Origin of the sequence: Rhodococcus sp. NPDC057014 (assembly GCF_042673295.1) — a bacterium.
Classification (GTDB): Bacteria; Actinomycetota; Actinomycetes; order Mycobacteriales; family Mycobacteriaceae; genus Rhodococcus_F.
Genome location: NZ_JBHUSF010000277.1, coordinates 1 through 12,529 on the forward strand (window position 1 = coordinate 1; position 12,529 = coordinate 12,529).

A 12,529-nucleotide genomic window follows, 5' to 3' on the forward strand; every position below is an offset into this window, starting at 1 on the left:
CTGTCTGTGTCGTCGTTCCCGGATACGTTCCGGCCGGCGGCGCTCAGTCCTTCCGCGTAGGCGGCAGGGGACTGTCGATGTGATCGGCGGCGATGAGTTTGCCCCCGGACAGTGAGAGCACCCAGGTACTTGCCTTCCTGTTCCGCGCCGGGGGAAGTGCGACGCCGTCGATGTCCGCCCACCAGTCGAGCAGATCGGGAATGACGCCGCCCTGACTGCAGATCACCTGAACCCCACCGAGCGCGGCGATCTTGCGGACCCGGGTACGGGTAGCCGCCGGGTCGGCGGTGTAACTCTCCTCGGACAGCAGCGGATCCAACCGGACGGTCGTGTCCAGCGCGCGGGCCAGCGGCTCGACCGTCTGCGTGCACCGCGTGCGATCGGCCGACGTGATGTCGGTGGCCCCGAAGGCCTCGAGCTGGGCGACGAGGGCGTCGGCCTGGAGCACGCCGTTCGCATCCAGGGGCCGGGTGGCGTCGTCGCCCCTGTACCGTTTCCGGCTTCCCGCCTTGGCATGCCGGACCAGGAGGACGGTCGCGGTATCGGGCGGCCCAGCCGTGAACCGGCGGAGCATCTTGCGGTCCATTGGATACGACAGCTGATCGGCCACCTCCGGGACCGGAAGCCACCGCATCTCGTCCACTTCGCTGTTGGGGACGAATTCGCCGGCGCGGGCCTCGGCCGCCCAGTATTCGACCCGTTTCAACCGGCGGTGCCCGGGAATCGGATAGGTCAACGCGCCCAGATGCCTGCCGAGGCGCCCGCGAATACCCGTCTCTTCCTCCACCTCGCGCAGCGCTGCGACCACCGCGGTTTCACCGGGGTCGAGTTTTCCCTTGGGAAACGACCAGTCCTCGTATTTGGGCCGGTGAATGAGCGCGATCTCGATCTCGTCGGGATTCTCGGGAGACTTTCGCCACAGCACTGCGCCTGCCGCGAAGATATTGGCTTTGACCGGTTTGCCGGGTGTACTGCTCACCGAGTTCCTTCCTTATTGCCGCGGGTGCGCCGCGATCAGGATCCGGTGCCCATGCGTTTGCGCATCATGGCCTCCTGGTGCTCCCGTACCTCCTCGCCGTGTGCCGGCGACGGAACCCACCGGCCGTCGGGTCCGAGCACCCAGCAGCGCGTGACGGGATCGAGCGCCGAATCGGCGATCTCGCTGATCTGAGCGGTGAGGCGAGGATCCTTCACCTGCGCCATCACCTCGACGCGTCGGTCGAGGTTGCGGTGCATCATGTCTGCGCTGCCGATCCAGAATTCGTCGGCGCCGCGGAAATGGAAGACTCGGGAATGCTCGAGGAAACGGCCGAGGATCGACCGGACGTGGATGTTCTCGCTCAGTCCGGGAACTCCGGGTTTGAGGGCGCAGATGCCGCGCACGACGATCTCGACGGGCACACCCGCCCTGGATGCACGATAGAGCGCGTCGATCACCTGTTCGTCGACCAAGGCGTTGGCCTTCAGGAGGATTCCGGCGTCTTCGCCCCGCAGCTTGTGCGCAATCTCACCGTCGATCCGCTCGATGATTCCCCGGCGCACACCGTACGGCGCGACGAGGAGGTTGCGATACTGCGTTTTCCGCGAGTAGCCGGTGAGCGAATTGAACAGGTCGGTGAGGTCTGCGCCGATCTCCGGTGCCGCGGTGAGCAGACCGATGTCTTCGTACAGCCGGGCCGTCTTCGGGTTGTAGTTACCGGTGCCGATGTGGCAGTAACGCCTGATGGTGGACCCTTCGCGGCGGACGACGAGGCACGTCTTGCAGTGGGTCTTGAGCCCGACGAGGCCGTACACCACGTGCACACCTGCGTGTTCGAGCTTGCGGGCCCACTTGATGTTCGCCTGCTCGTCGAACCGGGCCTTGATCTCGACCAGTGCGACAACCTGTTTGCCCGCCTCGGCGGCGGTGATCAGCGCGTCGACGATGGGGGAGTCGCCGGAAGTGCGGTACAGCGTCTGCTTGATCGCGAGGACCTGCGGGTCGGCCGCGGCCTGTTCGATGAACCGCTGCACGCTCGTCGAAAACGAATCGTACGGGTGGTGGACCAGGACGTCGCCGTCACGAAGGGTCGAGAAGACACTCTTGGGTGTTTCCCGCTCGCCGAACGCCGGGTGGGTCGCCGGTACGAACGGTGCGTCCTTGAGGGCGGGCCGGTCGACCGCGTACACCTGCCACAGGCACGACAGATCCAGCAGCCCGGGCACCTGGATGACGTCGCCGGGATCGACGTCGAGTTCGCGCAGCAGAAGGTCGAGCATGTGCTCGGTCATGTCGTCGGCGACCTCGAGTCGCACCGGGGAACCGAAGCGGCGGCGCGCCAATTCCCGCTCGAGGGCCTGCAGGAGATCCTCGTCGCGGTCTTCCTCGACCTCGAAATCGGCGTTGCGCGTGATGCGGAAGGCATGGTGCTCCACGATCTCCATGCCCGGGAACAGCATGTCGAGGTGCGCGGAGATGAGATCTTCCAGGGGCAGGAACGCGTCGATGGAGGACGGTGTCTCGTCGCGGCGGACGCGGACGAACCTTCCCACGTTGTCCGGAACCTTGACCCTCGCAAAGTGTTCGCCACCGGTGAGCGCATCCTTCACCGTCACCGCGAGGTTGAGACTCAGGCCGCTGATGTAGGGGAACGGGTGGGCGTGGTCGACGGCGAGCGGGGTGAGCACGGGGAAGATCTGGTCCTGGAAATGGACCGACAGTCGCTCGCGGTCGTCGTCGGTGAGCTGGTCCCAGCCGATGATGGAGATCCCTTCGGCGGCAAGCGCGGGACGAACGGAGTCGAGGAACACCCGCGCGGCCTTCTCCGAGATCTCCTGGGTGCGGGTCGCGATCAGCGCGAGTTGCTCGCGAGGGGAGAGGCCGTCGGCGGATCGCACGGACAGGCCGGTCTCGTCGCGACGTTTGAGTCCCGCGACCCGGACCATGAAGAACTCGTCCAGGTTGGACGCGAAGATGGCGAGGAATTTGGCGCGCTCGAGCAGCGGCAGCGACGTGTCCTCGGCGAGAGCGAGCACCCGGGCGTTGAAATCGAGCCAGCTGAGTTCGCGGTTCAGGTAACGATCTTCGGGGAGCCCGTCGGTCAGCGCGCTCGTGAGGGCACTCGTCGCAGCGGGCGGAGCCATCGGAACGTTCGTGGGGTTGGCCGTGACGACGGCGTCGCCGGTTCCGTTCTTTCCGTCGACATCGGTCGGGTGATCGAGTGCTTCTCGGTTGCTCACTCCACGATCATCCCTCGAGAATTCGGCCGCGGACAATCGATGGGGCAAATTCACACGGCGTGCGCCGGCTACTCGTTTCCGCAGCGCGAGGGCGTGGTGTGTTCGAGCGCGTCGAGTGCGGCACGCGTCGCTGGTCCGACGCCGAGTGCCTGCGCCGCATCGAGATCGTCGGCGGTGTCGACGTCGGTCCGCAGCCCCGGCCAGTGCCCGTCGAGGGGGCGCGCCCCCGAGTCGAGATGTCGCTTCGCCGACCCCGGTCCGAACCGGGGATCGAGCGGAATCTCGGGGTCGCAGGAGAACAGCGCGGCCGTTCCGGTGCCGTGATGATCGACGACCACCGACCTGCCGCCGGTTCTCGCCGCGGCGAGTGCTTCGCCGAATTCGCCGCCGCGCAGCGACGGAAGGTCGGCCTGCAGTGCAACGACGTCGACTCCGCTCTCGTTGCGACGCACGTGCTCGGCGGCGGCGGCCAGCGCCGCGTTGAGTCCGCGCTCGATGCCGGCCCCCTCCGGCAGATTGTCGGCGGCGACGGGGGCGGGATCGGCGTAGACGTGGGCGCCGACGCTGCGGGCGAGCCGGGCCACCGCCGGATCCGGCGTGACCACGGTGACACCGACGACCGTCGCGACGTCGCTGACGACAGCCAGGGTGTCGCGCAGCATCGACAGCACCAGTCCGGTGCGGTCGTCCGTGTCGAAGACACCCGAAAGCCGTGTCTTGGCCGCGTGGAGTTCCTTCACCGCGACGAGTACGTGCGCGCGGGGCGTCACGGATCGGGTCGCTGTGCTCATGCGGATATCTTGCCAGCCCGCGCGTGGGGGTGCGCCGGACGCCCGGGTCGCGGCTGAGCAGCGAACGAGTTCGGTAGCGGGGCGGCGCCCGACCTCGGCATCGGCAATACTGTGGGCGACGCATCGGGTAACGAACGACGAGGGGGCTGTGTGAGCAAGGCTGCGGTACTGGGAGCGGGTTCATGGGGGACTGCATTTGCGAAGGTCCTGGCCGACGCCGGGACCGATGTCACCATGTGGGCGCGACGCGCCGAGGTCGCCGAATCGATCGTGTCGCGGCACGAGAACGAGGACTACCTGCCGGGCATCGCCCTGCCGCCGTCGTTGACCGCCACCGACGACGCGCGGGCCGCGCTCGACGGCGCCGACATCGTGGTCCTCGCGGTGCCGTCGCAGTCCCTGCGCGACAACTTGCAGGTGTGGAGTCCGATGATCCCCGCGAACGCGACCATGCTGAATCTCGCCAAGGGCATCGAAACCGGAACCCTCATGCGGATGAGTCAGGTGATCATCCAGGTCACCGGGGCGGATCCGGGGCGCGTCGCCGTGCTGTCCGGGCCCAATCTGGCCCGGGAGATCGCGATCGGCCAGCCGGCGGCCACGGTCGTCGCGTGCACGGATTCGACGCGGGCGCTGGAACTGCAGAAGGCCTCGGCCACCGGGTACTTCCGGCCGTACACGAATTCGGACGTCATCGGCTGCGAGATCGGCGGCGCCTGCAAGAACGTCATCGCCCTCGCCTGCGGAATGGCATCGGGAATCGGATTGGGAGAGAACACGATTGCGAGCATCATCACTCGCGGTCTCGCCGAGATCATCCGGCTCGGAGTTGCGCTCGGTGCGAAACCCGCCACCCTTGCGGGTCTCGCCGGGGTGGGCGATCTGGTCGCCACGTGCACGTCGCCCCTGTCCCGGAACCGGTCGTTCGGGGAGCGTCTCGGTCAGGGCGGATCGATCGAGAGCGCGCAGGCGGCCACCCACGGTCAGGTCGCCGAGGGTGTCAAATCGTGCTCCTCGGTGCGTGCCCTGGCGGCCAGTTACGACGTCGAGATGCCGCTGACCGACGCCGTGCACCGGGTGTGCCACGAGGGTCTCGTGGTGCAGGACGCGATCGGTCAGCTGCTCGGCCGCCGCACGAAGCCGGAGTGACACGTGAGTGGAGATTCGACCCGCTGCGTCAAAGCCGTTGCAGCAGAAAAAGTTCCCGGTTCGCCGATGCAGAGGGGTCCGGTCTTCGCGGCGCCCTTCCAGCTGAGCGCGGACGAGGGGAGTGAATCCGACACCTACGCACGGGCCTCCAACCCGGGCTGGCGCGATCTCGAGTCGGCACTGGCGGCGCTCGAGGGCGCCGCGGGCGCGCTCGTCGTCGGCTCCGGGATGTCGGCGATCACCGTCGTGCTGCGGAGTCTGCTCACCGCCGGCGACACCGTCGTCGTGCCGTCCGACGGTTACTACCAGGTGCGCGCGTACGCGCGGGAACGTCTGGAGCCGATGGGCATCACCGTGCACGAACTGCGGACCGCCGACATGGCCGGCGAGGAGGCCGCCGCACTGCTGGCCTCCGCCGAGGGGACGACGGTCGTGGTGGCCGAGACCCCCGCCAACCCGTCCCTGGACGTGGTGGATCTGAGGGCCGTGTCCGAGCAGTGCGCGAACGCGGGCGCCGTTCTCGTGGTGGACAACACGACCGCCACCCCGCTCGGCCAGCAACCACTCGAGCTGGGTGCGGACGTAGTAGTCGCCAGCGGCACAAAGACTTTGAGCGGTCACAGCGATCTGCTCATGGGATACATCGCCGCGTCGGACGCCGACTTCCTGGCCGGGATGGAACGCGAGCGGGCGCTGTCGGGCACGGTGCTGGGCCCGTTCGAGACGTGGCTCGCCCACCGGAGCCTCGGAACGGCGGGGCTGCGATTCGAGAGGCAATGCGCCAACGCCCTGGCGATCGCGGCACTGCTGGAGACGCACCCGGCTGCCCACCACGTCCGGTACCCGGGGCTCCCAGGCGACCCTGCGCACGCCGTCGCCGCCGGGCAGATGCGCCGGTTCGGCGGCCTGGTGACGTTCGAGGTGGACTCCGCCGAACAGTTCCACCGACTCGTGGCAGGCAGCGACCTGCTCGTACCGGCGACGAGTTTCGGCGGCATCCACACCAGCGCCGACCGCCGAGCCCGATGGGGCGACCCCGTGCCCGACGGATTCGTGCGGCTCTCGTGCGGAATCGAGGACACCGACGACCTCGTCGCCGATCTCGAGAGTGCACTGTCCGCATTGTGACGTGCGTGCCGCCCGTCGTGTCCTGAGGTCGTCGAAGAAAACGTGAGGAGAGGTGGGTGCGGTGAGTGGGTCACGGCGACGGTACGGTTTGTGTCGTGAGTAAACCGCGTACCCGGGTAGCCGTCATCTTCGGTGGCCGCAGCAACGAGCATTCCGTGTCCTGTGTGTCGGCCGGAAGCGTCCTGAGGAATCTCGACCCGGAACGGTACGAGGTTGTGCCGATCGGCATCACCACCGAGGGTTCGTGGGTTCTCGGCTCCACCGACCCCGAGACGCTGTCCATCCGCGGCCGGGCGCTGCCCAGCGTCGACGCCGACGGGTCCGCACTGGCGCTCACCGCCGACCCGACGCGATCCGGCGATCTCGTCGCCCTCGACGACGGCGAAGCGGGCAAGATCCTGGCGTCCGTCGACGTCGTCTTCCCCGTCCTGCACGGCGCCTACGGCGAGGACGGCACCATCCAGGGCCTCCTCGAACTCGCCGGTGTCCCGTACGTCGGTCCCGGCGTGCTGGCGAGCGCGGCAGGCATGGACAAGGAATTCACGAAGAAACTGCTCGCCGCGGAAGGCCTGCCGATCGGGTTCCAGGTCGTCCTGCGTCCCGGCACCGCCACGCTGACCGACGAACAGAAGTCGCGCCTCCAGCTCCCGGTGTTCGTGAAACCGGCCCGCGGCGGGTCGTCCATCGGCATCACCCGGGTGGCCGAGTGGGCCACACTCGACGACGCCATCGCCCACGCCCGCAAGCACGATCCCAAGGTGATCGTCGAGTCGGGGATCGCCGGCCGCGAGGTCGAGTGCGGAGTGCTCGAGTTCCCGGACGGCGAAGTGCGGGCCAGCGTGATCGCCGAGATCCGGATGCCGGAAGGCGCCGGCGACGACGAAGCGTTCTACGACTTCGACAGCAAATACCTCGACGACGTGTGCGAGTTCGACGTGCCCGCGAAACTCGAGGACGCGGTCAGCGACCAGATCCGCGAACTCGCCGTGCGAGCATTCTCCGCGCTCGACTGTCAGGGACTCGCGCGCGTCGACTTCTTCGTCACCGAGGACGGCCCGGTGATCAACGAGATCAACACGATGCCGGGATTCACGTCGATCTCGATGTACCCGCGCATGTGGGACGCGGTGGGCGTCGACTACGGCACCCTCGTCTCGACGCTCGTCGACACCGCCCTCGCACGGGGCACCGGCCTTCGGTAGCGACACGGCGGTCCGGCGCTCAGGGATTCGCGACCGGTGCCGGATCGAGGGGCTTCTGCGGCAGCGCCTGCGACACCGCGCCGGAGATGTCCTGGAGCGGCGTCGGGCCCACACCCGTGGGAACGGTGAGTCCGACGTACACGCCGCGATCGACGGCGAAATAGCTGCTCGCGTCGATTCCGGCGCTCGCACCGGAGATCTCGAACCACTGCACCCCGTCGATCACCTGCAACGGTGACGCCTGATCGAACTCGGCGGGACGGTCCAGGCCGCACCGCAGCACGAGCGGTTCGCCCTCGGTCGGCTGCCACGCGGCGGTCGCCTCGGGTGCAGGTTCGGTGAGTTCCGCCCGGGTGTAGTCGCCGAGCGCGTCGGGGAGGCCCGCCATCAGGGCGGCGCACTCCGGGGAGCCGGACGCAGGCGCGGGCACGGGCCCCAGCGACACCGGTTCCTTGACCGGGTTCCGTCCGGCGAACACCGCGGCGACGACGATGCCGATGATCAGGGCAATGGGAAGCGCCACGGCCGTCGCGATGAGCGCCGGATTCCGTCGCTCCGCGGGAGCCGGGCCGGAAGTGCCGTCGGATGCGTTCTGTTCGGGTTCGAGATCGGACATACTCAGTTCTTGTTCGCAGACTTTTCGGGGACGTCGCAGGTGAGGGTGCGGGTGATGCCGGCGACCTCACGGATCTCCTTGACCACCGGAGCGACGTCGTCGGCGGACACCCGCACGATGACGTCGTACGGTCCGAGCACGTCCTCGGCGGTCCGCACTCCGGTGATCTTCGCGATCTCGGTCGCGATCGCCGCAGCCTTGCCGACTTCGGTCTGGATCAGGATGAACGCTTGCACTCTCGCTCCGGCCCTTCCCTGTTCCGCCCCGCAGGTGTCTCGGTAGAGTCGCGGGTGCTTCGGCGCGCTGATCGGTCACGTGCCGAGTAGTCCCGGCAACAGCTAAAAGGTACCGCAGGCGCACATTCCGTCGACCGGACCCACAGCCGTCGCGCGGGTCACCCGACACTACGGCGCGCCTGGAGGCACACCATCACACCGACGGATTCCCCGGACCCGACTCCGACCCTCACCGTCGCCGACGTCGGCGAATTCGCCGTCATCGGCCGCGCGGTGGGGGGCCGTGTGCAGCCCCCGACTACCCTGATCGGTCCCGGAGACGACGCCGCCCTCGTCCGGGCGGCCGACGGCCGGGTGGCGGTGTCCGCCGACATGCTGGTGCAGGACAGGCATTTTCGGCTCGACTGGTCTTCGCCGCGAGACATCGGTCGCAAGGCGGTGGCCCAGAACGCCGCCGACGTCGCGGCGATGGGAGCGCGACCGACAGCGTTCCTGGTGTCCCTCGGCCTGCCGCCGGACACGCCGATCGACGTGGCGGACGGCATCTCCGCGGCGATCGGGGAGAGCGCCGAGGAACTCGGAGCCGGCGTCGTGGGCGGGGATCTGGTGCAGGCCGCCCAGATCGTGATTTCCGTCACCGTCCTCGGCGATCTGGGCGGAAGGAGCCCGATCCGGCGGTCGGGCGCGCGGCCGGGTGACGTGGTCGCGGTGGCCGGGGAACTCGGCCGATCGGCGGCCGGTCTCGCACTGCTGCTCGGCGGATCCACGGATTTCCCGGACCTTCTCGCCGCGCACCGTGTCCCCACCCCGCCGTACGCCGCGGCCCGGGCGGCCGCCGACGGCGGTGCTCACGCGATGACCGACATCTCCGACGGGCTGCTCGCCGATCTCGGCCACATCTGCGACGCCTCCGGAGTCGGGATGTCGCTCACCCGATCCGGCGTGACCGTGTCGCCCGACCTGGTGTCGGCGGCGAAGGGGCTCGGCGCCGACCCCTGGGAATGGGTGCTCACCGGGGGAGAGGACCACGGCTTCGCCGCCACCTTCCCCGGCGACGTCCCGCTCCCGGCGGGGTGGACCCGGATCGGCGTCGTCCACGACGGGTCCGGCATCTCGGTCGACGGCGAGACCTGGCCGGGGGCCGGCGGCTGGCAGAGTTTCGCGGTATAGGTTGCACGCATGGCTATCTACGCGCTCGGGGACCGCGAACCCGACATCCATCCGGACGCCTACGTCCACCCCGACGCCGTGGTGATCGGAAACGTGACCCTGGCGGCGGGAACCTCGGTGTGGCCGCAGGCCGTGCTCCGCGCCGACTACGGCACCATCACCGTCGGCACCGACACCAACATCCAGGACGGCACCGTGATCCACTGCACGGTGTTCGATCCGACCGTCATCGGCTCGGGGTGCGTCGTCGGCCACGCGGCGCACATCGAGGGATCGACGATCGGCGACCACTGCCTGATCGCGTCCGGTTCGATCGTGCTCAACGGTTCGGTCATCGGCGAAGGGTCGATCGTCGGAGCAGGCGCCGTCGTCCCGTTCAAGTTCGAGGTTCCGCCGAGGAGCATGGCGCTCGGCGTCCCCGCGAAGATCCGGCAGGGCTACGAGGTCCCCGAAGGGCACCTCGACAGGAACGTGAAGATGTACGCCGCCAATGCGGCCTACTACCGCGAGTCACTGCGCAGGCTCGACTGATGGCGGCGCCGCTGTCGGACCTGGTCGAGGCCGGATGGGCCGAGGCGCTCGAGCCGGTGTCCGGACGGATCACGGAGATGGGCGCGTTTCTGCGCGCGGAAATCGCCGACGGTCGTGAGTACCTCCCCGCCGGGGAGAACGTCCTGAGGGCGTTCACCCACCCGTTCTCCGAGGTCAAGGTCCTGATCGTGGGGCAGGATCCGTACCCCACACCCGGTCACGCCGTCGGTCTCAGCTTCTCGGTCGCGCCGGAGGTGAAGCCGGTGCCGCGCAGTCTCGGCAACATCTTCACCGAGTACAGCAAGGACCTCGGCTACCAGACGCCGACCACCGGCGACCTCACCCCGTGGTCCCGGCAGGGCGTGCTCCTGCTGAACAGGGTCCTCACCGTGCAGCCCGGACTTCCTGCCTCGCACCGGAAGAAGGGCTGGGAGGCGGTCACCGAACAGGCCATTCGCGCTCTCGTGGCGCGCCCCGAACCCCTCGTCGCGATTCTGTGGGGCCGGGACGCGTCCACCCTGAAACCGATGCTCGGTGACGTTCCGACGATCGAGTCGGCGCACCCCTCACCGCTGTCCGCGTCGCGCGGATTCTTCGGCTCGCGGCCGTTCAGCCGCGCGAACGAACTCCTCGACAGCCTGGGCGCGGAACCGGTGAACTGGCAGCTGCCGTAAGCCGCCGGACGAGACCGTCAGTCGTGCGGTTCCATCACCGACGCGAAATCGGCACGCCTCTTCTCCACGAACGCGTCGACGCCCTCGCGTCCCACCGGGCTGTCGGCCGCCGCGGCGATCGACTCGGCCTCCGCGTCGAGTTGCTCGGCGAGCGTGCGAGACCGCGAATCGCGCACCAGTGCCTTGATCCCCGAGTACGACGACGTCGGGCCGGCGGCGAGGGTGCGGGCGAGCCGGAGCGCCTCGTCCTGGACGACGTCGTCGCCGACGAGGCGGCTGAGGATGCCGAGGCGCACGGCCTCGTCACCGCTGAGAACGGCGTCGGTGATCAGTATCTCCCGCGCACGGGCGTCGCCGACGATGCGCGGCAGCGTCCAGGACATGCCGCCGTCCGGCGTGTAGCCGATCGACGGGTAGGCGGGGCGCAGCTTGGTGCCGGGGCCGCCGATCGCGACGTCCGTGAGGCAGACGAGGCTCATGCCGGCGCCCGCCGCCCAGCCGTGGACACCGGCGATCACCGGAACGGTCACGGCGTCGAGCGCCCGAACGAAGTCGTGGAACACACCCGCCACCTCGGCGACGCACTCGCTGCGCACCGGTGCGGACGCGAAGGCGTGGACGTTGCCGCCTGCGCAGAAGTTCGGGCCCTCACCGACGAGAAGGACGCTGCCGATCCGGTCACCGACCGCCACGAGTGCGCGGGCACCCTGCACCAAACCCTCGCCGTCCAGCGAGGTGCCGTTCTCCGCCGTCGCGATCGTGACGCGCAGGACGCCGTCTTCGAGCTGTACTTTGCTGAATCCATCGAGAGAAGTCACCGTTGCACCCTACGTGGGCGCCTGCCGGTGCCCGTCGTGCCCCGATGCGCTGCGACGATGCCGAATCGGGCCGCAGTCGTGACAGAAAAGAACTGCGCCCCCGACACCGAAGTGTCGGGGGCGCAGTGACATCGCACGCAGCGTCGGGTCAGCCCCGAGCAACCTTTCCAGCCTTCAGGCAGGACGTGCAGACGTTGACCTTCCGGGTGTTTCCGGGGGCAACCTCGGCACGAACAGTCTGAATGTTCGGGTTCCAGCGACGGTTGGTACGCCGGTGCGAGTGCGAGACCGACTTACCGAAGCCGGGCCCCTTGGCGCATACGTCGCAGACGGCAGCCATAGTCGCGAACTCCTTCAAGATAGTGAACTGTGAAATTTGCTGGCCTCGTGGAGACAGGGCACAGCAAGTGCGCCCTTAACGAGGCAACCGTGCAAGAGTAGCCGCTCGAGTGGGGAATGGCCAAACCCGGTGCCGAACGGCTCGGACCGCGGGCCCGATCACCGTCCCCCGACTAGTCTGACGGCACCTTCACCATTCCCCGGCCGGAGAGGACGACAGTGGCCCCTGAGCTCCCGATGGACGGTCGAGTCCTCGAGTTGTGGGCGCGGACCGCCGTCGCGGGACTGGAACGGCGGTGCGAGGAGATCAACAGCCTCAACGTCTTTCCGATCCCGGACTCGGACACCGGCACCAACCTGTTGTTCACGATGCGGGCGGCGCTCGGTGCGATCGACGAGTACGCAGGCGCCGACGGCGGCACCAAGGACGTCCGCCAGGTCGCGATCGCCCTGGCGCGGGGTGCGGTCGCCGGCGCGCGCGGGAACTCCGGGGTGATCCTGTCGCAGGTGCTGCGGGGAGTCGCGGAAGCGGCCGTCGCGTCCGCCGTCGACACCCGGACTGTCCGCACGGGGCTGCTGATGGCCACCAACCTGGTGACGGACGCCGTGAGCTACCTGGTGGAAGGCACCATCGTCACCGTTTTGCGCTGTGCCGC

At 68.7% G+C, this 12,529-nt stretch carries 14 protein-coding genes; 7 read left to right on the forward strand and 7 right to left on the reverse strand.

Annotated features, from left to right (window positions below):
- Positions 1-43: 43 nt before the first annotated feature.
- The 3 genes from ACFTZB_RS35150 to cofC all read right to left on the reverse strand — a co-directional run bounded on the left by ACFTZB_RS35150 (position 44) and on the right by cofC (position 3,989).
- On the reverse strand, positions 44-979 hold the full coding sequence (locus tag ACFTZB_RS35150; RefSeq protein ID WP_378438890.1) for an NUDIX domain-containing protein: 936 nt from the start codon (positions 977-979) through the stop codon (positions 44-46).
- Positions 980-1,014: 35 nt separating this feature from the next.
- Positions 1,015-3,219, reverse strand: coding sequence for an RNA degradosome polyphosphate kinase (locus tag ACFTZB_RS35155; RefSeq protein WP_378438892.1), 2,205 nt, complete (start codon positions 3,217-3,219; stop codon positions 1,015-1,017).
- Positions 3,220-3,287: 68 nt separating this feature from the next.
- A complete protein-coding gene (gene cofC, locus ACFTZB_RS35160; protein WP_378438908.1) occupies positions 3,288-3,989 on the reverse strand; it encodes a 2-phospho-L-lactate guanylyltransferase in 702 nt (233 codons plus the stop codon).
- Positions 3,990-4,160: 171 nt separating this feature from the next.
- Here cofC and ACFTZB_RS35165 point away from each other — a divergent pair, with 171 nt between their 5' ends.
- From ACFTZB_RS35165 to ACFTZB_RS35175, 3 genes are all read left to right on the forward strand, one after another.
- Positions 4,161-5,159: an NAD(P)H-dependent glycerol-3-phosphate dehydrogenase gene (locus ACFTZB_RS35165; protein ID WP_378438894.1), complete on the forward strand. Its 999-nt coding sequence runs from the start codon at positions 4,161-4,163 to the stop codon at positions 5,157-5,159.
- Positions 5,160-5,162: 3 nt separating this feature from the next.
- Positions 5,163-6,287: a cystathionine gamma-lyase gene (locus ACFTZB_RS35170; protein WP_378438896.1), complete on the forward strand. Its 1,125-nt coding sequence runs from the start codon at positions 5,163-5,165 to the stop codon at positions 6,285-6,287.
- A 95-nt stretch (positions 6,288-6,382) separates the two neighbouring features.
- Complete coding sequence (locus ACFTZB_RS35175; RefSeq protein WP_378438898.1) at positions 6,383-7,489, forward strand: D-alanine--D-alanine ligase family protein; 1,107 nt, start codon at positions 6,383-6,385, stop codon at positions 7,487-7,489.
- A 19-nt stretch (positions 7,490-7,508) separates the two neighbouring features.
- Here ACFTZB_RS35175 and ACFTZB_RS35180 read toward each other — a convergent pair whose 3' ends face one another.
- Together ACFTZB_RS35180 and ACFTZB_RS35185 are read right to left on the reverse strand one after the other, a co-directional pair.
- Entirely contained in the window at positions 7,509-8,105 is a 597-nt protein-coding gene (locus ACFTZB_RS35180) for a DUF3515 domain-containing protein (protein WP_378438900.1), read from the reverse strand.
- A 2-nt stretch (positions 8,106-8,107) separates the two neighbouring features.
- Positions 8,108-8,341, reverse strand: coding sequence for an Lrp/AsnC ligand binding domain-containing protein (locus ACFTZB_RS35185; protein ID WP_378438902.1), 234 nt, complete (start codon positions 8,339-8,341; stop codon positions 8,108-8,110).
- Between the two features lie 192 nt (positions 8,342-8,533).
- On the opposite strand from ACFTZB_RS35185, the gene ACFTZB_RS35190 reads away from it, so the two are divergent.
- From ACFTZB_RS35190 to ACFTZB_RS35200, 3 genes are read left to right on the forward strand one after another with little or no spacing between them, the layout of a single operon-like run.
- Positions 8,534-9,511, forward strand: a complete 978-nt coding sequence (locus ACFTZB_RS35190) for a thiamine-phosphate kinase (RefSeq protein ID WP_378438910.1) — start codon at positions 8,534-8,536, stop codon at positions 9,509-9,511.
- A gap of 9 nt (positions 9,512-9,520) precedes the next feature.
- Positions 9,521-10,042, forward strand: a complete 522-nt coding sequence (locus tag ACFTZB_RS35195) for a gamma carbonic anhydrase family protein (protein WP_378438904.1) — start codon at positions 9,521-9,523, stop codon at positions 10,040-10,042.
- The gene (locus ACFTZB_RS35200) at positions 10,039-10,716 is read left to right on the forward strand and encodes a uracil-DNA glycosylase (RefSeq protein ID WP_378438912.1); all 678 of its coding nucleotides are present in this window, start codon (positions 10,039-10,041) and stop codon (positions 10,714-10,716) included. Before ACFTZB_RS35195 ends, ACFTZB_RS35200 begins: the two co-directional genes overlap by 4 nt.
- 17 nt (positions 10,717-10,733) lie before the next feature.
- Here the strand turns inward: ACFTZB_RS35200 and ACFTZB_RS35205 are convergent, their stop codons facing one another.
- Complete coding sequence (locus tag ACFTZB_RS35205) at positions 10,734-11,534, reverse strand: enoyl-CoA hydratase/isomerase family protein (RefSeq protein ID WP_378438906.1); 801 nt, start codon at positions 11,532-11,534, stop codon at positions 10,734-10,736.
- A 148-nt stretch (positions 11,535-11,682) separates the two neighbouring features.
- Entirely contained in the window at positions 11,683-11,874 is a 192-nt protein-coding gene (gene rpmB, locus ACFTZB_RS35210) for a 50S ribosomal protein L28 (RefSeq protein ID WP_005240429.1), read from the reverse strand.
- 236 nt (positions 11,875-12,110) lie between these two features.
- Between rpmB and ACFTZB_RS35215 the strand changes: the two genes are divergently transcribed.
- Positions 12,111-12,529: DAK2 domain-containing protein (locus ACFTZB_RS35215; RefSeq protein ID WP_378438915.1), on the forward strand; the 419-nt coding region annotated here is incomplete at its 3' end.